The 19,826-nt window shown below is 61.6% G+C and carries 37 protein-coding genes and 1 tRNA gene; 20 read left to right on the top strand and 18 right to left on the bottom strand.

Going from position 1 to position 19,826, the window contains the following annotated elements; translation table 11 throughout:
- Nucleotides 1–6: 6 nt before the first annotated feature.
- From Ga0080574_RS25930 to Ga0080574_RS14075, 15 genes are all read right to left on the bottom strand, one after another.
- Nucleotides 7–630 (bottom strand): hypothetical protein, encoded by a 624-nt coding sequence (locus Ga0080574_RS25930; RefSeq protein ID WP_076700420.1) that lies wholly within the window; start codon nt 628–630, stop codon nt 7–9.
- Nucleotides 627–908, bottom strand: a complete 282-nt coding sequence (locus Ga0080574_RS14140; RefSeq protein WP_076700416.1) for a peptide chain release factor family protein — start codon at nt 906–908, stop codon at nt 627–629. The genes Ga0080574_RS25930 and Ga0080574_RS14140 overlap by 4 nt, the downstream gene beginning before the upstream one ends.
- Complete coding sequence (locus Ga0080574_RS14135; protein ID WP_076700412.1) at nt 905–1,294, bottom strand: hypothetical protein; 390 nt, start codon at nt 1,292–1,294, stop codon at nt 905–907. Before Ga0080574_RS14135 ends, Ga0080574_RS14140 begins: the two co-directional genes overlap by 4 nt.
- The gene (locus Ga0080574_RS14130) at nt 1,291–1,500 is read right to left on the bottom strand and encodes a hypothetical protein (RefSeq protein WP_076700408.1); all 210 of its coding nucleotides are present in this window, start codon (nt 1,498–1,500) and stop codon (nt 1,291–1,293) included. Before Ga0080574_RS14130 ends, Ga0080574_RS14135 begins: the two co-directional genes overlap by 4 nt.
- Nucleotides 1,497–2,207: a helix-turn-helix domain-containing protein gene (locus Ga0080574_RS14125; protein ID WP_076700404.1), complete on the bottom strand. Its 711-nt coding sequence runs from the start codon at nt 2,205–2,207 to the stop codon at nt 1,497–1,499. The genes Ga0080574_RS14130 and Ga0080574_RS14125 overlap by 4 nt, the downstream gene beginning before the upstream one ends.
- Nucleotides 2,208–2,211: 4 nt before the next feature.
- Nucleotides 2,212–3,612, bottom strand: coding sequence for a replicative DNA helicase (locus Ga0080574_RS14120; RefSeq protein WP_156876366.1), 1,401 nt, complete (start codon nt 3,610–3,612; stop codon nt 2,212–2,214).
- 229 nt (nt 3,613–3,841) lie between these two features.
- On the bottom strand, nt 3,842–4,042 hold the full coding sequence (locus Ga0080574_RS14115; protein WP_076700396.1) for a hypothetical protein: 201 nt from the start codon (nt 4,040–4,042) through the stop codon (nt 3,842–3,844).
- On the bottom strand, nt 4,042–4,437 hold the full coding sequence (locus Ga0080574_RS14110; protein WP_083716852.1) for a DUF1064 domain-containing protein: 396 nt from the start codon (nt 4,435–4,437) through the stop codon (nt 4,042–4,044). The genes Ga0080574_RS14115 and Ga0080574_RS14110 overlap by 1 nt, the downstream gene beginning before the upstream one ends.
- Nucleotides 4,437–4,925: an HNH endonuclease gene (locus Ga0080574_RS14105; protein WP_076700392.1), complete on the bottom strand. Its 489-nt coding sequence runs from the start codon at nt 4,923–4,925 to the stop codon at nt 4,437–4,439. The genes Ga0080574_RS14110 and Ga0080574_RS14105 overlap by 1 nt, the downstream gene beginning before the upstream one ends.
- 44 nt (nt 4,926–4,969) lie before the next feature.
- Nucleotides 4,970–5,407, bottom strand: a complete 438-nt coding sequence (locus Ga0080574_RS14100) for a hypothetical protein (protein WP_076700388.1) — start codon at nt 5,405–5,407, stop codon at nt 4,970–4,972.
- A gap of 191 nt (nt 5,408–5,598) precedes the next feature.
- Entirely contained in the window at nt 5,599–5,793 is a 195-nt protein-coding gene (locus Ga0080574_RS14095) for a hypothetical protein (protein WP_076700384.1), read from the bottom strand.
- Nucleotides 5,790–6,326: a hypothetical protein gene (locus tag Ga0080574_RS14090; protein WP_076700380.1), complete on the bottom strand. Its 537-nt coding sequence runs from the start codon at nt 6,324–6,326 to the stop codon at nt 5,790–5,792. Before Ga0080574_RS14090 ends, Ga0080574_RS14095 begins: the two co-directional genes overlap by 4 nt.
- On the bottom strand, nt 6,319–6,525 hold the full coding sequence (locus tag Ga0080574_RS14085; RefSeq protein WP_076700376.1) for a hypothetical protein: 207 nt from the start codon (nt 6,523–6,525) through the stop codon (nt 6,319–6,321). The genes Ga0080574_RS14090 and Ga0080574_RS14085 overlap by 8 nt, the downstream gene beginning before the upstream one ends.
- Nucleotides 6,522–6,995: an ATP-binding protein gene (locus Ga0080574_RS14080; protein ID WP_076700372.1), complete on the bottom strand. Its 474-nt coding sequence runs from the start codon at nt 6,993–6,995 to the stop codon at nt 6,522–6,524. The genes Ga0080574_RS14085 and Ga0080574_RS14080 overlap by 4 nt, the downstream gene beginning before the upstream one ends.
- A 74-nt stretch (nt 6,996–7,069) precedes the next feature.
- On the bottom strand, nt 7,070–7,312 hold the full coding sequence (locus Ga0080574_RS14075) for a hypothetical protein (RefSeq protein WP_076705984.1): 243 nt from the start codon (nt 7,310–7,312) through the stop codon (nt 7,070–7,072).
- Between the two features lie 89 nt (nt 7,313–7,401).
- Here Ga0080574_RS14075 and Ga0080574_RS14070 point away from each other — a divergent pair, with 89 nt between their 5' ends.
- From Ga0080574_RS14070 to Ga0080574_RS14060, 3 genes are all read left to right on the top strand, one after another.
- Nucleotides 7,402–7,734: a helix-turn-helix domain-containing protein gene (locus Ga0080574_RS14070; RefSeq protein ID WP_076705982.1), complete on the top strand. Its 333-nt coding sequence runs from the start codon at nt 7,402–7,404 to the stop codon at nt 7,732–7,734.
- A gap of 183 nt (nt 7,735–7,917) precedes the next feature.
- On the top strand, nt 7,918–8,223 hold the full coding sequence (locus Ga0080574_RS14065; protein ID WP_076700368.1) for a hypothetical protein: 306 nt from the start codon (nt 7,918–7,920) through the stop codon (nt 8,221–8,223).
- A complete protein-coding gene (locus Ga0080574_RS14060; protein ID WP_156876365.1) occupies nt 8,220–8,537 on the top strand; it encodes a hypothetical protein in 318 nt (105 codons plus the stop codon). The genes Ga0080574_RS14065 and Ga0080574_RS14060 overlap by 4 nt, the downstream gene beginning before the upstream one ends.
- Before the next feature lie 169 nt (nt 8,538–8,706).
- Here Ga0080574_RS14060 and Ga0080574_RS14055 read toward each other — a convergent pair whose 3' ends face one another.
- Nucleotides 8,707–9,222: a DUF2513 domain-containing protein gene (locus tag Ga0080574_RS14055; RefSeq protein WP_076700360.1), complete on the bottom strand. Its 516-nt coding sequence runs from the start codon at nt 9,220–9,222 to the stop codon at nt 8,707–8,709.
- A gap of 112 nt (nt 9,223–9,334) precedes the next feature.
- Between Ga0080574_RS14055 and Ga0080574_RS14050 the strand changes: the two genes are divergently transcribed.
- The 16 genes from Ga0080574_RS14050 (at nt 9,335) to Ga0080574_RS13985 (ending at nt 17,801) form a co-directional block, all read left to right on the top strand.
- Nucleotides 9,335–9,649 carry a hypothetical protein gene (locus tag Ga0080574_RS14050; protein ID WP_076700356.1) on the top strand — a complete coding sequence of 105 codons (315 nt, stop codon included), beginning with the start codon at nt 9,335–9,337 and terminating at the stop codon, nt 9,647–9,649.
- 64 nt (nt 9,650–9,713) lie between these two features.
- Nucleotides 9,714–10,049, top strand: coding sequence for a hypothetical protein (locus Ga0080574_RS14045; RefSeq protein WP_076700352.1), 336 nt, complete (start codon nt 9,714–9,716; stop codon nt 10,047–10,049).
- A 103-nt stretch (nt 10,050–10,152) separates the two neighbouring features.
- On the top strand, nt 10,153–10,401 hold the full coding sequence (locus Ga0080574_RS14040) for a hypothetical protein (protein WP_076700348.1): 249 nt from the start codon (nt 10,153–10,155) through the stop codon (nt 10,399–10,401).
- Complete coding sequence (locus Ga0080574_RS14035; protein WP_076705980.1) at nt 10,398–11,300, top strand: ATP-binding protein; 903 nt, start codon at nt 10,398–10,400, stop codon at nt 11,298–11,300. The genes Ga0080574_RS14040 and Ga0080574_RS14035 overlap by 4 nt, the downstream gene beginning before the upstream one ends.
- Nucleotides 11,297–11,473 (top strand): hypothetical protein, encoded by a 177-nt coding sequence (locus tag Ga0080574_RS25925; protein ID WP_156876364.1) that lies wholly within the window; start codon nt 11,297–11,299, stop codon nt 11,471–11,473. Before Ga0080574_RS14035 ends, Ga0080574_RS25925 begins: the two co-directional genes overlap by 4 nt.
- Entirely contained in the window at nt 11,473–11,877 is a 405-nt protein-coding gene (locus tag Ga0080574_RS14030) for a recombination protein NinB (protein WP_076700344.1), read from the top strand. Before Ga0080574_RS25925 ends, Ga0080574_RS14030 begins: the two co-directional genes overlap by 1 nt.
- Nucleotides 11,874–12,275, top strand: a complete 402-nt coding sequence (locus tag Ga0080574_RS14025; RefSeq protein ID WP_076700340.1) for a hypothetical protein — start codon at nt 11,874–11,876, stop codon at nt 12,273–12,275. Before Ga0080574_RS14030 ends, Ga0080574_RS14025 begins: the two co-directional genes overlap by 4 nt.
- Complete coding sequence (locus Ga0080574_RS14020) at nt 12,275–12,529, top strand: hypothetical protein (protein ID WP_076700336.1); 255 nt, start codon at nt 12,275–12,277, stop codon at nt 12,527–12,529. Before Ga0080574_RS14025 ends, Ga0080574_RS14020 begins: the two co-directional genes overlap by 1 nt.
- Entirely contained in the window at nt 12,526–12,882 is a 357-nt protein-coding gene (locus tag Ga0080574_RS14015; RefSeq protein ID WP_076700332.1) for a hypothetical protein, read from the top strand. The genes Ga0080574_RS14020 and Ga0080574_RS14015 overlap by 4 nt, the downstream gene beginning before the upstream one ends.
- Nucleotides 12,879–13,208: a hypothetical protein gene (locus tag Ga0080574_RS14010; protein ID WP_076700328.1), complete on the top strand. Its 330-nt coding sequence runs from the start codon at nt 12,879–12,881 to the stop codon at nt 13,206–13,208. The genes Ga0080574_RS14015 and Ga0080574_RS14010 overlap by 4 nt, the downstream gene beginning before the upstream one ends.
- A gap of 67 nt (nt 13,209–13,275) precedes the next feature.
- Nucleotides 13,276–14,487, top strand: coding sequence for a phosphoadenosine phosphosulfate reductase domain-containing protein (locus Ga0080574_RS14005; RefSeq protein ID WP_076700324.1), 1,212 nt, complete (start codon nt 13,276–13,278; stop codon nt 14,485–14,487).
- 97 nt (nt 14,488–14,584) lie between these two features.
- A complete protein-coding gene (locus tag Ga0080574_RS14000; RefSeq protein WP_076700320.1) occupies nt 14,585–14,794 on the top strand; it encodes a hypothetical protein in 210 nt (69 codons plus the stop codon).
- A 25-nt stretch (nt 14,795–14,819) separates the two neighbouring features.
- Complete coding sequence (locus tag Ga0080574_RS13995) at nt 14,820–15,497, top strand: hypothetical protein (protein WP_076700316.1); 678 nt, start codon at nt 14,820–14,822, stop codon at nt 15,495–15,497.
- A gap of 186 nt (nt 15,498–15,683) precedes the next feature.
- Nucleotides 15,684–16,529: a PcfJ domain-containing protein gene (locus Ga0080574_RS13990; protein ID WP_076700311.1), complete on the top strand. Its 846-nt coding sequence runs from the start codon at nt 15,684–15,686 to the stop codon at nt 16,527–16,529.
- Nucleotide 16,530: 1 nt separating this feature from the next.
- Nucleotides 16,531–16,728 (top strand): hypothetical protein, encoded by a 198-nt coding sequence (locus Ga0080574_RS25920; RefSeq protein WP_156876363.1) that lies wholly within the window; start codon nt 16,531–16,533, stop codon nt 16,726–16,728.
- The gene (locus Ga0080574_RS13985) at nt 16,725–17,801 is read left to right on the top strand and encodes a tyrosine-type recombinase/integrase (protein ID WP_156876362.1); all 1,077 of its coding nucleotides are present in this window, start codon (nt 16,725–16,727) and stop codon (nt 17,799–17,801) included. The genes Ga0080574_RS25920 and Ga0080574_RS13985 overlap by 4 nt, the downstream gene beginning before the upstream one ends.
- A gap of 24 nt (nt 17,802–17,825) precedes the next feature.
- Here the strand turns inward: Ga0080574_RS13985 and Ga0080574_RS13980 are convergent.
- Nucleotides 17,826–17,902, bottom strand: a tRNA-Arg gene (locus Ga0080574_RS13980).
- Nucleotides 17,903–18,038: 136 nt separating this feature from the next.
- Here Ga0080574_RS13980 and Ga0080574_RS13975 point away from each other — a divergent pair.
- On the top strand, nt 18,039–19,061 hold the full coding sequence (locus Ga0080574_RS13975; RefSeq protein WP_076700303.1) for a LacI family DNA-binding transcriptional regulator: 1,023 nt from the start codon (nt 18,039–18,041) through the stop codon (nt 19,059–19,061).
- A gap of 4 nt (nt 19,062–19,065) precedes the next feature.
- On the opposite strand, the gene Ga0080574_RS13970 is transcribed toward Ga0080574_RS13975, so the two are convergent.
- Nucleotides 19,066–19,797, bottom strand: coding sequence for a Crp/Fnr family transcriptional regulator (locus Ga0080574_RS13970; protein WP_076700299.1), 732 nt, complete (start codon nt 19,795–19,797; stop codon nt 19,066–19,068).
- Nucleotides 19,798–19,826: the final 29 nt, after the last annotated feature.

The raw sequence follows: 19,826 nt of genomic DNA, 5'->3' as shown, positions 1-19,826 counted from the left end.
CCGTCGCTACCGCACGCCTGCGCGCTGCATCGCGCGCGGCCCGACTGCCTTCTTGATCCGGTCCAGTTCGACGCACATGGCGGAAACCTCTGCCATTTTCTTCGTCGCCGCTTCGTGCTGCTGCGCCGCGCTTTCGAGAATGGCTTGCAGGTTCTTTTCCGCCTCTCCGAGACGTGCCGCCAGATCCTCGATATTCTCGTTTCCGCCGTCCGGGCCGAAATCTGCCTCGCGGATATTGGCCACCCATCCCGGCATGACGCCGAGAACGTCTGCAACGGTTTCGTCGGTATCGCCGTTCTTGTATCTGCCGGCGTCCAGATCGTAGACATCCGCCAGCAACTTCACGATCTCGATCTTTTCGAACTTGGTCATCTCCCGCGCGGGCGCGGCTGCCTCTTTCGGCTTCATCGGAACCACCTTTCTCCTTGCTTCGCATGTCGGGCAGCGCAGCTTTCCCTTGACCTCAGCCCAGCCGTGGGCCGTCAGCTTTTTCTTGACCTGCCCTTCGTTCGGAGCCCAATCACCGCCTGCGCCCCTGACGTAATCACATGTGACAACCTCTTCGCGCTCGCACTCGTCGCATTGAGCTTTTGCCCTGTGAACGCCCTTCCCGGAAATTGCCTCGATCATCCTGTCCGCTCCTTGCCCTGCTCGTTCGGGTGCACCATCGGCAGCTCCGCCGGACGCATCTCGTCAATCATCAACCGCAGACAGGCCAGAGCCGCCTCCCGCTGCCTGTGCTGGGACATTCCGGAATGGCAGTGCTCGTGCCACGTCACCGCGAAGCCTGTGGGAATGTGGGTTGCGGTGAACCACTGAGGGCGCATGCCAGCCCATGCGCCGTGGGCGTGGTCCATCACGCGTCCCTCGATCTTGATCTCTCCGGGTGCGAAGTCTGCCATGCTCATGCCTTGCTCTCCTCAATCGCGATCAGGGCCTTGAGGATTGCGATGAGCCATGCGCGGGCTTGGGACACCGCGTGCAGCTCCTTCGCCAGCACCTCTCCTCGTCCCTCGTGGCCGTTGATGACGTGCCAGACCAAAGCCGTACCACTTCCCCAGATCACGTATTTGAACCCGTTGCTGATATAGCCGTCTCCAAGAGTGGCCTCGTGCAGCGCTTTAGCGGCGTCGAGGGAGCCGTTATAGGCTCGCCATGCAACCGCCATGTGCGAGCGCATCTGACCATTATCCAGGACGGTGATTGGGAGGTGGAACCACCCTTCGTCACCCATGACTGCTGATCCCGCCTCCACCTTCGCCAGCAGCGCCTTGAGTGCTTCGATACGGCTCATCCCCGTCCCTCCTCGATCTCCTGAAACCGCGCCATGAGCGCGTCGTAGCGTTTCGCCTTCAGATCCTTGCTGCATGCCGAGGCGCGTATCCTTGCGTGGATCTCACGCTCATCCCTCATCGTCTCTTGCAGCATACGCCAGCGGCGTACCTGGGCCTTGCGGCGGCGCTTGCGGGCGATGGTGTCTGTGCTTGGTCCGGTGGTCATTGGGTTGCCTCCCGAAGCAATCGCCGCTCTTTCATGATCTGGACGTGACTCTTGCGACCTCCGTTGGATTGCTGAGAAACGGCACGAGGTCGAAGGTCATCCGCCCATCTTTCGCCGTTCAGCCATGTGGTCGGGTGGGCGACATACTGCGGATCCGTCCCGGCGTTGACGCGGGCGAAGCGCCGCATCCCCTCGATGATCTGCTCTGCGCTAGCCTTCTTGAGCGCGCGCTTGAATGCTGGCCTTGCGTTGCCCTTTCCGACCTTGCGTGGGCACTCCTTCCAGAATGCTTCAAATTGGTCAGGATCGCCACTTGAGGGTTCTTTAGGGTTCCTTGAGGGTTCGTCCGCAGCTCCTGCGGGGGTAGGGGCGCAGCTCCTGCGGGGGTGAGGCGAATCTGCTGCGGGGGCGCAGCTCCTGCGGGGTGCATCTTCTGCGGGGGTTTTTGCGCCAGATGGACGGACGGAATAGGTGTTTGTTCCACGCGGCCCCTGCTGCCATCCGACCACGAGATAGCCCGCTCCCTCAAGCCGCTTGATCGCGCCTTGAACTGTCCGCTCACCAAGCCCCGTGCGCTCAACCAGACGAGAGTTTGACGGAAAGCTGTGTTCGTTTTTCCCGATGTGGTCTGCGATAGCGAGAAGGACGAGCCGGTCGGTTCCCGGCAGGTCACTTTCCCACGCGATGCTCATTGCTTCGATGCTCATTGCCTCAGTCCCAAATTCTGTTGATTGTCGGGTTGAAGAACACATGCGCCGTTCCAATCTCGCCCTGACGCTGCTTGGCAACTATCAGTTCAAGCCTGTTGTGAGCCTCACGCGTGGCCGCTTCCCAATCGGCCACGGCATCTATGTCGTGGCGGTCGGGCTTCTCTCGTTCGATGTAGTAGCTGTCGCGATAGCAGAAGATCACGCCATCCGCGTCCTGCTCTAGCTGCCCGCTCTCTCTCAGATCCGACATAATCGGTCTTTTGTTTTCTCGGCTCTCAACGCCGCGTGATAACTGCGACAGAGCGATGACCGGAACTTCAAAGCGCATCGCCAGACCCTTTAGTGCCAGGGAAACATCTGTGATCTGCTCATATCTGCTCTTTGCGTCCGACCTCATAAGCTGAGCATAGTCCACTAGCAAAAGAGGACGCTTTTGGCTGTCACGATAGCGCCGAAGAATGGTCCTGGCGCCAGATTCCAGAAGTTTTGTGTTGGCGAATTCTTTCGGCAGGAATGTGATCGGCAGCTCAGACAACATTAGCGCGGCTCGCTTCATGTCTTCGCCCGATGCGTCTGAATACTTGCCTTGCCGCAGGTCCGCATAGGACACGGCGCTGCCGTTCTGGGCCATTTGCTCAGAAAGCGCTCTGACGGCTAGAGCGCGCGGAATCATTTCCAGAGATGCGATAATCACCGGGTGCCCTGACCGGGCAGCGTTGAGAGCGATCGACAGCATGACGCCGGTCTTGCCCATCGACGGGCGTCCGCCAAGAAGCCACAGATCTCCCGCATAGAATCCGCCGACCAAGCGGTCCAGAGCAGGTATTCCAGATGCCACGCGGCCCTCTGTGATGCCATCGTAGGCCTCGAAACTCTCACGCACCGCGTCAGAGATGGCGGAAACCATGCTTACCGGCTTGACTGACCGGGTTTCAGTTACAGACATGGCCGCTTCAATCTTGGATGCGATATCGCTGGCGGGAACATCACCAGCCGCCAGCTCCTCACGGGCCTTGTCCACCACCGCCATAATGTCGCGCTTGGCCTTCGCCTCACCCAAGACCTCGGCGTAGCTTTCAGCCAAACTGCCAGATACTGAGGATCCAGCAAGACGCGCCAGATATCCTTTGCCGCCAAGCTGAGAAAGCGGCTCGAGGTGGTCAGTCGGATATGCAGCCGCGACGGTAACGGGAGTCACCGGTTGATCCTTAGAGGAAAGGCCGGCGCAGACCTTGTAGATGGTGGCGTGAACAGGATCATAGAATAATCCAGTCCCGCCGTTGTTCAGCACTACATCGACGCCACAGGCGCCGACGAGAATTGCCCCAAGAAGCTGCTGCTCCGCCTCGATAGAGTGCGGCGCAGCCTCCGAGCCTTGGTTCATTTCGCGCAGTTCCGTCACTTCTGCACCGCCTTCCCGACGATGCGCGCGGCAAGCGAGCCGACGCTCTGCCACGTTTCCGTTTTGTGCTCGTTGAAATTGGCGTCAGAATCGCCATAATCATGCTCAAAGGGCATGTCATCACCTCCTCTACAGGTGTTGCTTGCTTTAGGCCCGGTCTGGCGCTCCAACGCCGTTCCGGGCCGCTTCATTTTAGCGGAGACCGCCCTGCTCTCAAAGGCACTTCCACTCATTTCCCCACCCTCGCCAGCGCCACTGAGATCGCCCTTCTGGTTGATTTCGTCGCATTGCTCTCTGTCTCCCCGGCGAGGCGCGGAGACATCGCCACACGGGCCGCATGGGCGCGCTCTACGGGCATAACCAAGGCGACCATGCCCGGCTCTACGGTTAGCGTTTCTCCGGCGCGCTTGATGGTGATTGCGTCGCTCATCACACCTCCACGATATCGACGCCCTGCGCCGCGAGGATCGCGCGCACGAGCTTGTATTTGTCCGTTGCAAAGCCCTTCACATCCTCGACCACCCAAACGCCGTTTAGGCGCCAGTCGATGTATCGAAAGTCGGCGTGATAGACGCGCTGCTGCTGGCCGCTGTCGGTCATGATCGGGCCGTTCTTGCCGTGAAGCTCGAACAGCGGTTGCAGCTCAAGAGACGCAATGTCGCCGGTCTTTTCGAGCAGCTTCAGCTCCGCGTATCTGTTCGCCTCGCGGGTGGAATCGAACGTGATGCCGTCCACAGTCTTGCGCTTGGTCCCGCGCACTCTGCGGCGGTCCTGCTGGCTCTCCAGGTGGCGGCGAAGGTCGCTGAGGGTTAGGCGCTCGGTCATCAGTTCAGCCTCCCTGCCCGCTCCATGCGCTTGACGCAGCGGTCCTGAATGCGCAGCCGTTCGGCGTGATCGTCGGCAATGAGGGCCTTGCGGCGCTCGATGCGAGCCTCAAGGAAGAGTATCCTAGAAATCTCTGCTGCTTTGGCAAAGGCAAACCATCTCGGGCGCGGCCTTGGCTTGAATTCAACAACTTTCTTGGGCCTTCCCGGCCCGGGCTCCGCCCCCACTGGCCGAAGCTGCCAGCCCATCTCTTCTGGAGTGCGATCCTTTTTCTCGACATTGCATCGCTCACAGGCAACGACGAGATTGTCGGCGCTATGGTCGCCTCCGCGAATCCACGGCAGAACGTGGTCCAGATGAAACGGGCCATTGACGCATCCACAGTACCTGCATTGCTGTCCATCACGAGAGAAGACATAGATGCGAACACGCTTCGGGATTGACCTCGAAACGGAAGGGCAAGCTGGCTTTGGATTTCGTCTGGGCATAGCCCCCCCCTCATTCTGCTGTAATGATCGGTGCGGTCATGGGCTTAGCTCCACATCTTCGAGCGGTCCTCGCCACCGGCTGCGCGGATCTTCTGCCCGCCAGCCTGCGCCGACATGCGACGGGCGATTTCCTGCTCGTGAAATTGCGCCAGGGTGATGCTCTTCCCCTTCGATCCCATTGGGCGCGGGGGGAGGCCGAGACGGTCGCGGCGCTTGTGAATGGCCTGCTTGTGGCGGTAGCCGAAGAACTCGACCATCTCGCGCACGTTTACCCCTGCCAGCCACATGCGTCGAAAGGTGTCTTCGCTTGCCTTCGGTACGCGACCTTTGGCGCGCGGCGCGATGCCGAGTTCCGAGCGCTTCCAGCTTAGCGTGGTGCGCTCGATACCGAGCATGTCGGCCACCTTCTGCGTCGGGATGCCGCGATTGACCCAGATTGGCGCAAGCGTCTCGGCGGTGATGCTTGAGGTCTTTCCCATCATATCACCTCAGAAGAAAAGCGCCGAGGCCGAAGCCCCGGCGAGTTGACGCGGCCCAACGGGAAGAGGCGGAACAGCCGCGCTGGAATGGTCAGGGGCTTCAACAGCCGCACGCGGCCCCTGTTCGCGTGGGAGACGTCCGAATGCGCAGGAACAGCGCGCATGGGTGGCGGCTGAGAATTTGTGGAGGTGGGTCATGGCCAGTACGCTGCGGAAAGGTCCGCGCCTTCTTGTGCCTCGTCGTCCCGCCTGACCCGGTTCGTGACCGTCGAGACGTATTGGCTGGTCAGGCCGCACCCGGCGGCGATCTCGGACGGACGCTTGCCGCTGCTGCGCAAGGCGAGCATCGCCAGAAGGCGATCGTCGTCCTCTCTGGTTACCGACCTCATGCTACCCTCCCGAAGATTTCAGCCGGACCAGTCCCTTTGGCATCGAAGAGATACCAAGAGGCATTGTCCTTGCCCGTGTGCTTGCTGCCCTTAATCCACTTGACCCGACCAACGCAGACCACGCGGCGCAGGCGCCATTGGAAGGGCGCCGATTGAACCGTCTGTATCCAGTCGGCATCGAACAGCAGCCACGTCGGTAGCGCGTCCGAGAACAGCTCGATCATCGGGTGCAAAATCTCGCGCGACCACGGCGGATTGGTGATGATATAGTCGGCCCCAGTCTGCGCCGCGTCCTCAGGCGTGATCGTCAGGGCATCCATCCTGTGGACACGCCCGTCGCGCGGCGCGATATCTGTTGCCGCGATGCAGGTCAGGCCATGCGCGCCGAGATGGTCGCACAGGTCGTATTGCCCCGCGCAGGGCTCCAGGTAGCTGGCGCCGGGGGAAATGTGCCGGATGAGCGGGAGCACTGGCTCAGGCGGCGTATCATACGCATCCTGAGGGCGTCGGCGAAAGTTGGATCTCTTACCCATGGCCGATCTCCCACGGCGCGGGCGCGGTGCTGACCTGGACGATGTTCTCGCAGGCGCTGCCCGTGCCGGCGACGTTCATGCTGACGATTGTCTTGCCGCCCAGAGCCTCGCGCTTGTGCTGGGCCCAGCCGTCAGCCTCTGCCCTCTCAATGGGGCGCATGACGGGGCGGCGTCCGAGAAGGTCGGTGCGGTAGGTCATGCGCGCTTCCCCCGCTTCAGATCCACGGGGCGGGCGTCCAGATCGTGGATTGCAGCGTCGATAGCTTCACGCGCCTCAAGCAGCTCACGCCGCGTTTGGTGAACGCAGCCGCCGTGTTCGACCTGAGACATGGCCGCGACGGCTTCCGAGGTTTCCTTGGCCAGACACGCAACGTGCTGCCACGGAGCCTGTTCTGGGCAGGCGCTGTCGATCTTCTGGAAGGTTCCGCCCGCGCGCGCCCCGAAATGCAGCGCCATCTGCTCAGCGGCTTCCGGCCACTTGTCGCAAAGCCGGTCCACATAGGCGATGCCAAGACCGCCGGGGCGGGTCTCGGACGGGTCCATGCCGAACGACAGCGTTGCCGGGCTGATGCCAAGGAAGGCCGCGACTTCACGGTGCTTGCGATCCGGGATCGCCTCAATGGCGTTCTGGACGGCTTCCGAGATTGTTCCTGCTCGATAGGCTTTCATGTGAACGGGTCCGTGCTTGTTAGCTGGAAGGTTGCGGCGCGTTCCCCCATGTCTGAGGCATGGGAAATGCGTGTTCAGGCGGCGGATTTAGGCGAGCGGGATGCTTGCGCGGCAGCATCGGTCGGGCGCCGGAAATTGAAGATCGGCGTCGGGCACTCGATGCGGTGTTCGCGACACATGTCTGAGATCACCTCGTACCAAGCCGAGGGGAAGACGCCGTCTGAGACAGCATTACTGATCGCCGCCTTCGATACCCCGAGGCGGCTCTCCATTTTCTTGCGTCCAAGCGCATCGCAGATATCGGAAACTGTCATCATGTCCGCAGGATAGTACACAACTTATGTACTTGCAAGCCGCACAAACTATGTCCGTTCACAATTCCTGTACCAATGCGAAAATACCGCGCATGAATTACGAGGAAAAAAGTGCGCTCGCGCGCACGGGCGATTTCAGCAAGGAGGCCGCAGCCCTGCGTCTGCGGGCTGCGAGAAACGCTGCCGGCCTTGGGCAAGCCGAACTCGGCAAGGCCGCAAAGATCACCAAGGCGGCAATCAGCAACTCAGAAAATGCTCAATCCTACCCCGGTAGATCGGTCATGATCTACCTGTACCGAGAGCACCGAATTGACCTGAATTTCATGATTTGCGGCGAGTTCGCTCAGCTTCCTGGGGATGTTCAAGACCGGCTTTTCGCCGCGCTCGAAGACGAAGCGAGTGCACTGGATCAAGCACAAAATTGAGATCAACACCAATGGCGCGGAACACTCTACCTACGAAAAAATGCAAGGCGCCCAATTGATGAATCCCCCCGATGTTCCACATTTGTTCACCCTACTGACTGACGCCCCAGCGCGTCAAGGCGAGTCCAGTCTCGCCCATCCCGTCCGCCTGCACTGGCCGGCGGATCTGGCGAGGAAGGTGTGATGAGCGAAAAATCTGATGATGAGGCCTTCGATGCAAGGGGCATTGCAGAAGCAATTCGCGATGAATTCGGTGAAATCAATGAGCCCGCCACCCTGCGCCAGCTTGCTATGGTCTATGGCGCTATCGCTGCGCAAATAGAAGCCAACATAGCTGTGTATGCGCTGGCGATGAAGGCGAACCCGCAACTGATCTTTTCCGACCAGGCCACCGAGGCTAGCCGCCGCATTCGGGAAGCCGCCGATCTTTTCAGTGAGGTCGGATTGTCATTGGCCAAGGATGCCAAACTTGATGGCGACGACAGATGAGCGAGTTTGAGAAGAAAGTCGTCCAGCTACGCGACCGAACTTCGGGGCTATTGCCACCCCCGCCGAACCCACCATATGATGGAGGGGAGCCACCGGGATTTGAGATGCTTGAGAAGCGCGTTGAAAACTTGGAGAAGGATATGCGGGAGGTCAAAAGCGACCTCACTGACATCAAGGTCACGCTCGCAACAATCTCAGCGAAGCTGGACTCGAAGGTCGATTACAAGTGGCTGACGATTTACGTCCTCGGCATCGTTGCGGTTGTTCTACGCCACGAAATCATGGCATTCCTTACCTCCTTTCCCACCCCGTGATCCGCCAGACCGGCAGGCCGAACAGTGTCCACGTCTCGGTGAAGCGCAGGTAAGCGCAGCCGAATCCCGTTACACGCTCTTCAAATCGTTTTCGCCTCAGCAACCCAATACCCCCAAGCTCGGCCATTGCGCCGGGCTTTTTCATGCCGCCAGCACCGCGCCGGAGGCTTCAATCCAGCGGAACACCGAGTTCCGCAAGTCGGTTGCGCACAATTGCGTTCCCGACCTCGAACAACAGCCGCAGGCCGTAACGCGGGACCACCGTACTGGCGCGGATTTTCATCTGCTTCCAAAGGCCCTCGTCACGCATCATGCCGATGAAGTCGTGGCCCGCGTTGGTGATGCGAAAGTTGCATCCGTTCGGCCCGGTCTCTTGCAGGAAACCTTCATCGGCCAAGAGGCGGAGGTGGTAGTATTTCGCTTCCCCCTCCTCGTCGCCTTCATCCGGCATGAACCAAACCACCCACTCGGGCGCATCCTCCATCTCGAACATGTACTTCCGGATGAGTTCATCGTCTCGGCGCATATCAATCCCCCACATGGCCATTTCTGCCATGCTGGGACGATTCTCGCGTTTCGTCACTTCGGAACTCGCCATCAAACTGGTCGCTGCTGCTGCCGCCAGCACCGCGCTGACACCGGCACTGTAGCATGGTGAGTCGGACAGCGCGAGCCATGAGTACATATTTTATTTACATCATCTCTTGACGGTACATATTTTCTGTACCATACTCTCCCCATACCGCCGAAGAGCCCGCACGGTGCGGAGGATCGCGGGGAAGGATGGGAGACGATAGATGCTGGACCTTGAAGACCTCAACCGCCTGACGAAGCAGCTGCAAAGCCTGAAGCGCATGCGCAAGCAGCAGATGAAGCTCAGCGACAAGAGCCTTCAGGACATGACTCCGAAGCAGGCGCAGAAAGTCAGCGCCGACCAGAGCTGGCTTGGCATGGAAATCGACAAGGCCATGCGCGAGGCGCACGCAGCGGCAGTTGATCTTGGCATCGCCGATGCACGCACCGCCGACAGCTACGGAACGGTCGATTACCGCCCAAGCGCCTTCCACCACTACCGCCACCAACCCACTAAGCCGCGCTGCCGCGCCGCCTGACCCATCTCCTGCGCCCGCCAGCCGGACGCAGCCACATGGGCCATTCCACACAGGAGCATAAGCCATGCAGAACGAAGCGCCGATCTACCCTCGTGGCAAATACCACCAGACCCCGGAGGCCATCGCTCAGCGCAAGGCTCTGGCGGACCTCGTGTGGGCCAAGGCCGATGCGGAAAAGCGTGCCAAGCGTGAGGCGCAGGAAGCCTTTATCGGCCCCCGTCAGCGCAAGCCGCGCCGCCCGCTTGCCCCTCGCCTCGTGGCGCATATCGAATCCGGTGGCTGCTCCGGCGACCGCTGCCGCACCTGCAACGGTCAGGGCTGGCAGATGGAAGAATACGACCGGGGCCAGTGGACCGAAGCCCGCTGCTTTGTCTGCCGTGGCACGGGGCTCGGATCATGACCCGCGCCATCCCCCACATCCTCGCCGCGCTCTTGGGCGCATACCTCATTCACCTGGCGGTGCAGACCCTTCGCGCCGTCTTCATCTCCTGTGGAGCCTGCTGATGCCCCTCTATCACTCGAACGACGCCGAATGGCTTGCCAGCCTTCGCACCCGGAACGTTGATGACCTGACGAACGGCGAAATGCGCTGCATCGCGCAGATGGTCCGCGACCGGGACTTGGTCCACGTCGATGACGAACTCGCCCGTCAGGAAATGGCCGATCTGGTCATTGACGCCCGCGCCACCGCTGCCGCCCGCGAATACCTCGCCTACCTTCGCAAGCCCAAAAGCACATGGAGGGCATCATGACCCTGAAAATCACCAAATCCGACGAAGTGATCGAAGTGAGCAACATTTGCTTCACGATCTATTCGCAGCCCGGCCTTGGCAAGACCAGCCTGTCTTTTACCGCATCCCGCCCCCTCATGCTGGACTTTGATAAGGGCTCGCATCGGGCGGTCAACCGCAAGGACGTGGTTCAGGTGTCCGACTGGCGCGACGTGGCGGAAATTACCGCCGCAGACGTGGCCGACCACGACACCATCATTATCGACACCGTGGGCAAGGCTCTGGATAGCCTCTCTGCCGACATCATCCGCACATCACCCAAGCTTGGCTATGGCGGCGCGCTGAACCAACAGGGCTGGGGCCAGCTTGGCACCCGGTTCGGGGCCTACCTGAAGATGCTCCGGTCCTTCGGTAAGGATGTCGTTTTGATCTCGCACATGGACGAAAAGCACGATGGCGATGCTATCAAAGAGCGCCTGAAGATCGCTGGCGGGTCCAAGGATCTCGTATTGACTGACAGCGACGTGATCGCCCGAATTTCTATTTTCAACCGCCAGCGCAACCTTGTCTTTTCCCCGACAGAAAGCGCCTTCGGGAAAGACCCGGCAGGCATCGGCACCATGCCACTGCCGGAAGCATCCAGCGATGCGTCCCCGACCTGCTTGGCCGACATCATAAGCACCATCAAGGGCAAGCTCAACGCGCTGTCCGAGGCACAGATTGAGCGGCAGGCCGAGGTTGAATGGTTCCGCGAGACGCTGCCGAACATGCAGTCCGCAGACGAAATCAACGGCGTTCTGGGCCGCGCCTCTCAGGCTGGGCTTGACGTGAAGAAGATGGTTGCCGCCCGCGCCAAGGCGCTGGGGCTGACCTTCGATGTGCAGGCCAAGGAATACGCCGAACGGAAGGATGCGGCATGACCGCCGCTGACCTCTTCGACGCCTACATCATCCGCGAGCGCCGAGCCAACGCCACCCCACAGGGAGCGGACATTGATTGGATCATGTCCGAGTTGGCGCACGAGCATTGCCTGCCGCTTGAGCGGGTCCGCGAGATCGTCGCCAGCTACACCGTCAACTGGGGCGCGGGCTGATGCCGATGATCCACCTCGTGGGCCAGAGCCAGCGCGCGTATGCCGCCGAAGCCCTTCGTGTCGCGCCTGATAATGCCGTGGTCAGCATCACCAAGCCGACGCGGACACCGCCCCAGAACAAGAAGATGTGGGCAATGCTGCAGGATGTGTGCGCCGCCAAGCCGGAGGGGCGCAACTGGACGCGCGAGACGTGGAAGGCGGCGTTCATGAACTCGCTGGGCCACCAGTGCCAGTTTGCCGAAGGCCTCGATGGCACCGGCCCCTTTCCTGTCGGCTTCCGCAGCTCGGGCCTCACCGTGGCGCAGATGCGCGATCTGATCGAAGTGATTTACGAGTACGGCTCGCGCCATGGCGTTGAGTGGAAAGAGGCTGAGCGGAGCGGGTTCATGGGGCAGGCAGCATGACCCTCGCCCGCAAGACAGCCCTTCGCACCAAGGCCAGGATCAAGCCCGTGTCCGACAAGCGCCGCAAGCACCGCGCCAGCGCCGAGGGGCAAGCTGATATGGAGTACATGCGCCGCGTCAAGACCCTGTCCTGCTGTGCTTGCGGGAAGCACGGCCAGACCGATGCGCACCACTGCCGAGACCTGCCCGACTTCAACGAGCGCGGCCTGTACACCCGCCTGCCCGGCGCCGGAGTCAAGTCCGGCGACCGCGACACCATTCCGCTCTGCGGTGGCCCACACGGCTGTCACAGCCTGTTCCACGAGAAACGAGCCGAATTCCACCGGCTGCATGGCAAGGATTACGGCTTCATCGCCCCGACCCGCGCCGCCCTTTCCAGCATGGAGATTGATTTCTGATGCCGACACAAGAGAACGACAACGGAGGCCCCGCATTCCCTGGGACGACATCCCAGCCGAACGAGCGCGGCGTCTACTACCCTTTCCATCATCAAGGCATGGACTTGCGCGACTGGTTCGCCGGTCAGGCGCTGGCTGGCTGGCTGGCTTCCTACGAGCCTGATGGCGCAGTGAAAGTCACGTCTACTGCGGAATTTGCCTATGAAATGGCCGACGCCATGCTCGAAGCCCGCGAGAAAGGCGGTGCGAAATGAGCCTGATCGAAGACATCAAGCGCGACCGCGAGGCGGGAACGCCGGGGCCGTGGATGAGGCCTGAGGGAACGCAAAACAAAGTCACCCTGACAGGCGGAACGGTGTTTAAAATTCGCCACCAAGAAGGGGACTCGACACCAATCGTTTTCGTTCCTGGTCTTGATGACGACGGAATCCAGGAAGGCGCATCGAATGCAGATCGCATCTCCCGCGTCCCAGACATGGAGGCCGCGCTGCTGGCCGCTGATGCTATGGATGAAGCGCTCACGAACTGCATCGGAGCCGGACTGCCGGAGGATGTGCATGCGTCCGCGAGGCTGGCGCTCACCGCTTTCCGGAAGGCCTGCAAATGACCGACGATCAACTCCACGCCGCCATTGGCCGCGACCTCTCCAACGCCACGAGCTGGGACATCGCGCAGATCTGCCGCAACACCGGCATGGAGGCATATCCGCATGACGAACTGCGACCGCCGCGCACCCTACCCCCGCTGGCCGTTCCGAACGAGGCGCAATCGGTCGGCTCGCGCGCCTGGAACGACTACCACGACCGGCCAGAGCGTTCTCCGTTCGCATTCGCCGTGATCGCCATTCTGGCGCTTTGCGGCGTGGCGGTGCTGTGGATCGCTGTCACCGACTGGTTGCCGGCGCTGATCAAGGCGGTGGGGTGGGAGGGATGACGTGGTGCTACCTCCCCGACACGGCCCACCAGTGGGGCGGCTACGCCCTCGCGCAGGAGACAGCAGCATGAAAGGCGCCGGTACCCTTTTCTCAGGTGGCGCCCGCATGCTCCACGAAGAAGCCGTCGACCTGACGCTCATGTCGCTGCTCTCCTACTGGGATCATCACGACCACGTCGCTGTCGCTTGGTCTGGTGGCAAGGACAGCACCGCCGTCCTGACGCTCATCGTGCACCTGATCGAGAGCGGGCAGCTGCGCCAGCCGAAACGACTTTACGTGTTCTATGCCGACACCAGGCAGGAGCTGCCGCCGCTGCAGCAGGCCGCCGACCGGATCATAGAGAAGCTGAGGGAACGCGACTGGATCAAGGTCACCGTGGTGCGTGCCCCGATTGATAAGAGATTCATGGTCTACATCCTCGGTCGCGGCGTCCCGCCTCCGAACAACAACACCCTCCGGTGGTGCACACGCCAGATCAAGGTTGACCCGATGTCCGCAGCGCTCGAGGCGGCGACCGAGAACCTCCCCGGCACCGCCCTCATGATCACCGGCGTGCGCGAAGGCGAGAGCGCTGTGCGGGATGGGCGCATTGCGATGTCGTGCTCTAAGGATGGCGCCGAGTGCGGGCAAGGCTGGTATCAGCAGATGCTCCCGAACGCCAAGGGCATCCGTGGCCGTCTCGCCACCCTCGCGCCGATCCTGCACTGGCGGGTGTGTACGGTTTGGGACTGGCTCAAAGTCTTCGCTCCTCAGCCTGAGTTCGGTGCCTGGCCTACCTCTATCCTCGCGGACGCCTACGGCGGCGACGAGGCAGAGGAGATCAACGCTCGCACCGGCTGTGTCGGATGCCCGCTTGCGTCGAAGGACGCCGCGCTCGAAGCCGTAATCGCGCTGCCGAACTGGTCGCACCTCGCGCCGCTATTGGAACTTAAGCCTCTCTACCGGTGGCTACGGGAGCCGGCGCAGCGCCACCGCAAGGCTGGCGCTGAGAAACTGAAGGACGGTAGAACCGCCAAGAACCCACAGCGCATGGGGCCGATCACGCTAGAGGCCCGCGCCGTCGCATTAAGCAAGGTTCTGGACATCCAGCGCCGGGCTTCTGTCGATCTCGTCAACGCCGAGGAAGAGGCCCGTATTCGAGAGCTGATCGCGGCGCACACCTTCCCCGACAAGTGGGATGGCAGCGAGCCCATAGCTGACACATGGCTGGACGCCGTCTATCCGGACGGCACCACCCAACCACTCCTATTCCGTGATCTTGTCGGGAGACGCACATGATCCCCGCCTTCACCCCCTGCCCCACATGCGGTGCCGTGGCGATGTGCCTGCGGCCCGGCCAACCGATCACCTGTGATAACTGCGGAAATGAACGGAGATGAGCCAAGACGCAAAGCGTGTAACCCTGAAGCGAGACGGCAGGGTCCTGGTAGACGGCGCCGACACCGGATGGAAATGGCACAAGAGCAGCGGGTTCCACCCGGAATACAAGCTGCGCGGCGCGACCGAAATTTTAAGGCACTACAAGCTGAAAACCTTCAAGCTGAAGGTCTTGGATTTTCACAATGGTACCGGCGCATATGCCTAGCCGGCCAATTCGAGGAGACAGCAGCATGACGCACCCGACAGACACAGAGAGCGTGGAGTGGCCGCGTGAGATCTGGGCGGCTGAGCGCGGCGAACACGATCCTGATGGGCGCTATGTCTTGTCGGAACACGCCACAGTTCCGCGCTGGGAAGGAGACAGGGAATGCGAATTTCAGCGCTATGTTGACGGCGACATATACGACAGCGCCGACCGTTACTGGCGGGATCGCTGTGATGCCCTCGCCGCCGAGCGTGACGCACTGGAGGCCCAGCTTGCCGAGGCCCGCGAGGAAGGGCGGCGCAGCGTGACGATGGCCGAGGCGGCGAAGGTGTTGCTGGACGCATGGCTAATTGGCGCGTTCGAGGACGGTGCAGACGCAGCCGCAGATGACGCAATTACGGATCAATGGGCACATGTGGACCGGACTTACCCAGACGCCGCACCTGTAGTTGAGGCGTGGCTCCGCGCCCTGACCGACGCCGAACAGCCCCGCAGCGTGACGGTGGCCGAGGCGGCGAAGTATGTGACCAGCTTCACAGTCCATGCCGGTCCAGAGAACGACCCGCTACCGATAGGGTATCTCCCGCAAGATCACCCATGGCAGGCAAAGCCCAGCTACGAAGCGAGCATATCGGTACGGTGGACGGGGGAAATGCCCGTGGCCCTCCGCGCCCTAGCTGGGGAGGGCCGGGACGATGGGTGATCAATCGACACGCTGCAAGGTCTGCAATGGCAGGGGCTACCATCACTGCGATTGTTGGCCGGGAGACTGCATCTGCGGCTTTGATTACGAAGAGTGCGAATATTGTGGCGGCACGGGCATGGTCTATCCGGACGAGGAATGGGAGCCGTGGGACCAGCCCGCCCCGCGCAATGGGGAGGATGGGTGATGCTCTATCCGGAATGGACCGCGCCAGTGATGCCCGCATGGGTGACAAAGGCGCCGAAAGGCATCAAGAACATTGTAGCCTCACGCTTCTCCCATCACCGCGGCAAGGTCGAAATGTGCGAGCGGGATGGCCTGCCCCAGATCGCTCCAATCGTCGCAGTTGCGGAGAGGACGCCGACAGAACTCCGCAAGGAGCTTGGCAAGGCCGTCTGGAAGCAAATTCATCATGCATCAGTGAGCACAAACTCACGCCGAGCCTACATCTGGATCCACGACCTCGGACGGACGCCATTTGCAGAAATCATCCAGTATCGGCCCTGTCATCTCCAGCGCCTAGTCAATGCGAAGCCGCCCTTCCTAGAACACCAGGTTTACGCGGCAAAGTTCGCCCCAGTGGGCCTGTTTTCTGAGATCGCCTCAATGCATCGGGACACGCAGCGAATGGGTATTACCGTCAACCCAGCTTGGAGCCTGAGCCGCCTGAAGCGCGAACATGACGCAGCGGCTCTCAAGGGGGCACTTGCGAAATCAAGCCCTAAGGAATGGGCGGCACCGGCGCGATACGAGTTGAGCGGCCTGCTGTTCACCAGACTGGTGTCCGACCGCGATCTGTCCGCCGAAGGCCTGATGCAGCGCCACTGTGTGGCGTCATACGCACGAGAGGCAAAGAAAGGGGATCTGCAAGTCTACAGCATCTCCGGTGAAGAGCGCGCCACCCTCGCCTTCTGGCGTGATGGTAGGATCTGCGACCTGAAAGGCTTCGCAAACTCCCAGCCATCAGCCCGCATGAAGCGCGCAGCGAAGGCCTTTATTGCCGAGATCATCACCACCGATGGGAGACCTTGACATGCCCGCCGTGCGCCCCTCAGAACCCCCGAAGTGGCTGATACAAGCCGCCCAAGTGGCACGCGAGGAAGGCGTGACCATTGCAATAGTGATCGGCGCGCGGGTTTACAGAATCGCACCGGGCAGCGAAGCCTTTCCGATGACAGCATCGGAAAAGGATCTTGCGGCGTGCGACGAAGCGTTCGGAGTGTCAGATTGAAGGGGCTTTGGATACATCCGAGATCGGGACTGCCGTATTACCGCAGCCGCAGAGGCGGCAAGGTCAAGCTTGTGCCGCTTCCCGCAGGCCTTCCGCATGATCATCCGGATTTCATCACAGCATGGGCAGAGGCGGCGCGCGGCGAGGCAAAGCCTATCCCCAAGCCGAAGGCCGGCACAATTGCCAGCACGTTCCGGGCCGCGCTCGCATCCGACGCATTCCACCGCTTCTCCCCAGGCTATCGCGCGATCATCACGCGCCATGCCAAGGCGATCTCAGATCGTGGCGGAGACGTGAAGGCGGCAGCCGTGCGCGCGAAACATATCCGCGCCGACATGCGAGAGGCGGGAGATCCGGGAGCGCGGCTGAAGGCGTGGCGGTTCTGGGCAACGTATTGCATCGAGCGGGATTGGCTGACAGACGATCCGACGACAGGCATCCGTAAGCCTGTGTCCGAAAAGACAGAGGGTCACCGCACCTGGAGTCGCGACGAAATCTCGGCGTTTCGCTCGGCCTACGCCATAGGCAGCACGGCCCGCGCGATCATGGAGCTGGCATTCTGGACCGGCGCGCGAGTGAGCGATATCGTTCTGATAGGACCGCAGCACATTGACCATCAGGGCGTACTGGCGTTCCGGCAGACGAAGACAAGGGACATGGCCTATGTGCCGTGGACCTGCGACCTGCCGGCCTACGCCGCCAGCATGTCACCAGACCGCGACCTGTGCCGTGCCGCAATCGAGCATCTTTCTGGCGGGCTGACCTTCATGCAGACAGGCGCCGGGCGACCGAGATCGGCCAAGGGCGCAAGCCAATCTCTCTCCCGCGCGTGCCGGGAAATAGGGCTCACTGGCATCAGCATTCATGGGCTGCGCAAGGCCCGCGCGGTAGCGCTCGCAGAGGCCGGCGGAACAGGCTCGCAGATAGGTGCGTGGACCGGCCACCGCAGCCTGTCAGAGATCGCTCATTACACCCGCGAAATGGACCGGCGCCGGGCTGTTATCGGAACGGGAACAGAACGTGAAAGGGAAACCAACTCTGAATCTGGTTTCCAGAAGACGAAAAAGCTATGACTTTTCAACGCCATATTTGACACATGGCGATCCCGGCAGGATTCGAACCTGCAACCTGCCCCTTAGGAGGGGGCTGCTCTATCCAGTTGAGCCACGGGACCGCTGACCCTCCCTTAGCCGGTCATGCCCGCTTTGTCATCTGCCTGCGCGAATTTTCGGCAAGCGGAACACGCATCTTGTGCGCCGCGCAATAACCGCTAACATTGCAGATATTTACAGCGTTGAGGAGGCCCGCCCGTGGCAGACGACGATCCCCGCCCGTTGACTCTGAGAGATGTTTCCGAAGCCTCCGGTGTGTCCGAGATGACTGTCAGCAGAGTGCTTCGAAACCGGGGGGATGTGTCGGAAGCCACGCGCGCCAAAGTTCTCGAAGCGGCCAAAACTCTGGGATACGTGCCCAACAAGATCGCCGGTGCGCTGGCCAGCCAGCGGGTGAACCTCGTCGCGGTGATCATCCCCTCGATGCGCAACATGGTGTTTCCCGAGGTCATGGCCGGGATCTCGGCGGTACTCGAGGATACGGAGCTGCAACCGGTCGTGGGTGTCACCGATTACGAGCCCGAGAAGGAAGAGCGCGTTCTCTACGAGATGCTGTCCTGGCGGCCCTCCGGCGTGATCATCGCCGGGATCGAGCATACCGAGGCCTCCAAGGCGATGCTCAAGGCCAGCGGCATCCCGGTGGTCGAGATCATGGATACCGACGGCAAACCGATCGACACCGCCGTCGGCATCTCGCATCGCCGCGCCGGTCGCGAGATGGCCAAGGCGATTCTGCGCGCCGGGTATCAGAAGATCGGCTTTCTCGGCACCAAGATGCCGCTCGATCACCGTGCCCGCAAACGCTTCGAAGGCTTCACCGAGGCGCTCGCCAAGAGCGGCGTCGAGGTGCTGGATCAGGAGTTCTATTCCGGCGGCTCGGCGCTGGCCAAGGGCCGCGAGATGACCCAGACCATTCTGGAACGCGAGCCGGAGCTGGATTTCCTCTACTATTCCAACGACATGATCGGCGCCGGCGGGCTGCTTTACCTGCTCGACCAGGGCCGCGACATTCCCGCCGATATCGGGCTTGCCGGGTTCAACGGGGTCGAGTTGCTTCAGGGTCTGCCGCGCAAGCTGGCGACGATGGATGCCTGCCGCGAAGAGATCGGGCGCAAGGCCGCCGAGATCATCGCGACGCGGGTCGAGAGCCCCGACGCGGAATTCGACAAGATCATCGAGCTGACGCCCAAGATCGCCTACGGCGACACACTGCGCCGGTAACGCGTTAGAGAAACGGGCGCCGGGGCAGCGCCTCGGGGTCCGTCACCGCCAGCTCTGCCAGCGCTTGGATATCGGGCACGCTCAGCTTGCCGTCCGACCAGTCAGCCATGTCATCGCTGCGCAGCCGGCTCAGCGTCTTGTTGGTGTGGACCAGCGACAGGCCGAGCGCATCCGCCAGATCCTGCTGGCGGAAGGGCAGCGGCACCTGGCCGGCCTTCTCCAGCCCCAGTCCGCGCAGCCGCTGATAGAGCTTTAGAAGAGCCCAGGCCACGCGCTCGGTCCCGTCGCGCTGACCGAGCGTGGCCACGGTCTCGCCAAGAAAATGCTCCTCCGCCGCGGCGATCCAGGTCACATCGTAGGCCAGCGCCGGCTGGGTCCGGAACAGCGTCCACAGATCCTCGCGGCGAAAGACACAGAGGCGCATCTCCGTCACCGCCTCGATCGAGTGCATCATCTCGCCCATCACGCTGGCCTGGAGCCCGAGGAAATCGCCTGGCAGCACGAAGTTGAGTACCTGCCGGCGACCGTTTTCCAGCGTCTTGTCGCGCAGCCCCATACCCTCGAGCACGGTATAGATCTGCGGCGCGCTGGAGCCCTCCAGCAGGATCTGCGTCCCGGGTTCGACCGAAAGCTCGCCGGACTTGAAGTCTTCCAGAAACTCCTTTTGCTCCTCGGAATGCGGCGTGAACAACGCGCATTTCTGCATCGGGCAGGTCTGACAGGAGATTCTGTGCATCCGGTGAAATCCTTGCTGTTGATACGTCA

Source organism: Salipiger abyssi (assembly GCF_001975705.1).
Classification (GTDB): Bacteria; Pseudomonadota; Alphaproteobacteria; order Rhodobacterales; family Rhodobacteraceae; genus Salipiger; species Salipiger abyssi.
This window is presented reverse-complemented; position numbering and strand designations above follow the sequence as displayed.

Excerpts from the sequence above, each read along its gene's own strand:
- Ga0080574_RS25930 (WP_076700420.1), bottom strand. The coding sequence starts at position 630 with ATGATCGAGGCAATTTCCGGGAAGGGCGTTCACAGGGCAAAAGCTCAA.
- Ga0080574_RS14140 (WP_076700416.1), bottom strand. The coding sequence starts at position 908 with ATGAGCATGGCAGACTTCGCACCCGGAGAGATCAAGATCGAGGGACGC.
- Ga0080574_RS14135 (WP_076700412.1), bottom strand. The coding sequence starts at position 1,294 with ATGAGCCGTATCGAAGCACTCAAGGCGCTGCTGGCGAAGGTGGAGGCG.
- Ga0080574_RS14130 (WP_076700408.1), bottom strand. The coding sequence starts at position 1,500 with ATGACCACCGGACCAAGCACAGACACCATCGCCCGCAAGCGCCGCCGC.
- Ga0080574_RS14125 (WP_076700404.1), bottom strand. The coding sequence starts at position 2,207 with ATGAGCATCGAAGCAATGAGCATCGCGTGGGAAAGTGACCTGCCGGGA.
- Ga0080574_RS14115 (WP_076700396.1), bottom strand. The coding sequence starts at position 4,042 with ATGAGCGACGCAATCACCATCAAGCGCGCCGGAGAAACGCTAACCGTA.
- Ga0080574_RS14110 (WP_083716852.1), bottom strand. The coding sequence starts at position 4,437 with ATGACCGAGCGCCTAACCCTCAGCGACCTTCGCCGCCACCTGGAGAGC.
- Ga0080574_RS14105 (WP_076700392.1), bottom strand. The coding sequence starts at position 4,925 with ATGCCCAGACGAAATCCAAAGCCAGCTTGCCCTTCCGTTTCGAGGTCA.
- Ga0080574_RS14100 (WP_076700388.1), bottom strand. The coding sequence starts at position 5,407 with ATGATGGGAAAGACCTCAAGCATCACCGCCGAGACGCTTGCGCCAATC.
- Ga0080574_RS14095 (WP_076700384.1), bottom strand. The coding sequence starts at position 5,793 with ATGAGGTCGGTAACCAGAGAGGACGACGATCGCCTTCTGGCGATGCTC.
- Ga0080574_RS14090 (WP_076700380.1), bottom strand. The coding sequence starts at position 6,326 with ATGGGTAAGAGATCCAACTTTCGCCGACGCCCTCAGGATGCGTATGAT.
- Ga0080574_RS14085 (WP_076700376.1), bottom strand. The coding sequence starts at position 6,525 with ATGACCTACCGCACCGACCTTCTCGGACGCCGCCCCGTCATGCGCCCC.
- Ga0080574_RS14080 (WP_076700372.1), bottom strand. The coding sequence starts at position 6,995 with ATGAAAGCCTATCGAGCAGGAACAATCTCGGAAGCCGTCCAGAACGCC.
- Ga0080574_RS14075 (WP_076705984.1), bottom strand. The coding sequence starts at position 7,312 with ATGATGACAGTTTCCGATATCTGCGATGCGCTTGGACGCAAGAAAATG.
- Ga0080574_RS14070 (WP_076705982.1), top strand. The coding sequence starts at position 7,402 with ATGAATTACGAGGAAAAAAGTGCGCTCGCGCGCACGGGCGATTTCAGC.
- Ga0080574_RS14065 (WP_076700368.1), top strand. The coding sequence starts at position 7,918 with ATGAGCGAAAAATCTGATGATGAGGCCTTCGATGCAAGGGGCATTGCA.
- Ga0080574_RS14060 (WP_156876365.1), top strand. The coding sequence starts at position 8,220 with ATGAGCGAGTTTGAGAAGAAAGTCGTCCAGCTACGCGACCGAACTTCG.
- Ga0080574_RS14055 (WP_076700360.1), bottom strand. The coding sequence starts at position 9,222 with ATGTACTCATGGCTCGCGCTGTCCGACTCACCATGCTACAGTGCCGGT.
- Ga0080574_RS14050 (WP_076700356.1), top strand. The coding sequence starts at position 9,335 with ATGCTGGACCTTGAAGACCTCAACCGCCTGACGAAGCAGCTGCAAAGC.
- Ga0080574_RS14045 (WP_076700352.1), top strand. The coding sequence starts at position 9,714 with ATGCAGAACGAAGCGCCGATCTACCCTCGTGGCAAATACCACCAGACC.
- Ga0080574_RS14040 (WP_076700348.1), top strand. The coding sequence starts at position 10,153 with ATGCCCCTCTATCACTCGAACGACGCCGAATGGCTTGCCAGCCTTCGC.
- Ga0080574_RS14035 (WP_076705980.1), top strand. The coding sequence starts at position 10,398 with ATGACCCTGAAAATCACCAAATCCGACGAAGTGATCGAAGTGAGCAAC.
- Ga0080574_RS25925 (WP_156876364.1), top strand. The coding sequence starts at position 11,297 with ATGACCGCCGCTGACCTCTTCGACGCCTACATCATCCGCGAGCGCCGA.
- Ga0080574_RS14030 (WP_076700344.1), top strand. The coding sequence starts at position 11,473 with ATGCCGATGATCCACCTCGTGGGCCAGAGCCAGCGCGCGTATGCCGCC.
- Ga0080574_RS14025 (WP_076700340.1), top strand. The coding sequence starts at position 11,874 with ATGACCCTCGCCCGCAAGACAGCCCTTCGCACCAAGGCCAGGATCAAG.
- Ga0080574_RS14020 (WP_076700336.1), top strand. The coding sequence starts at position 12,275 with ATGCCGACACAAGAGAACGACAACGGAGGCCCCGCATTCCCTGGGACG.
- Ga0080574_RS14015 (WP_076700332.1), top strand. The coding sequence starts at position 12,526 with ATGAGCCTGATCGAAGACATCAAGCGCGACCGCGAGGCGGGAACGCCG.
- Ga0080574_RS14010 (WP_076700328.1), top strand. The coding sequence starts at position 12,879 with ATGACCGACGATCAACTCCACGCCGCCATTGGCCGCGACCTCTCCAAC.
- Ga0080574_RS14005 (WP_076700324.1), top strand. The coding sequence starts at position 13,276 with ATGAAAGGCGCCGGTACCCTTTTCTCAGGTGGCGCCCGCATGCTCCAC.
- Ga0080574_RS14000 (WP_076700320.1), top strand. The coding sequence starts at position 14,585 with ATGAGCCAAGACGCAAAGCGTGTAACCCTGAAGCGAGACGGCAGGGTC.
- Ga0080574_RS13995 (WP_076700316.1), top strand. The coding sequence starts at position 14,820 with ATGACGCACCCGACAGACACAGAGAGCGTGGAGTGGCCGCGTGAGATC.
- Ga0080574_RS13990 (WP_076700311.1), top strand. The coding sequence starts at position 15,684 with ATGCTCTATCCGGAATGGACCGCGCCAGTGATGCCCGCATGGGTGACA.
- Ga0080574_RS25920 (WP_156876363.1), top strand. The coding sequence starts at position 16,531 with ATGCCCGCCGTGCGCCCCTCAGAACCCCCGAAGTGGCTGATACAAGCC.
- Ga0080574_RS13970 (WP_076700299.1), bottom strand. The coding sequence starts at position 19,797 with ATGCACAGAATCTCCTGTCAGACCTGCCCGATGCAGAAATGCGCGTTG.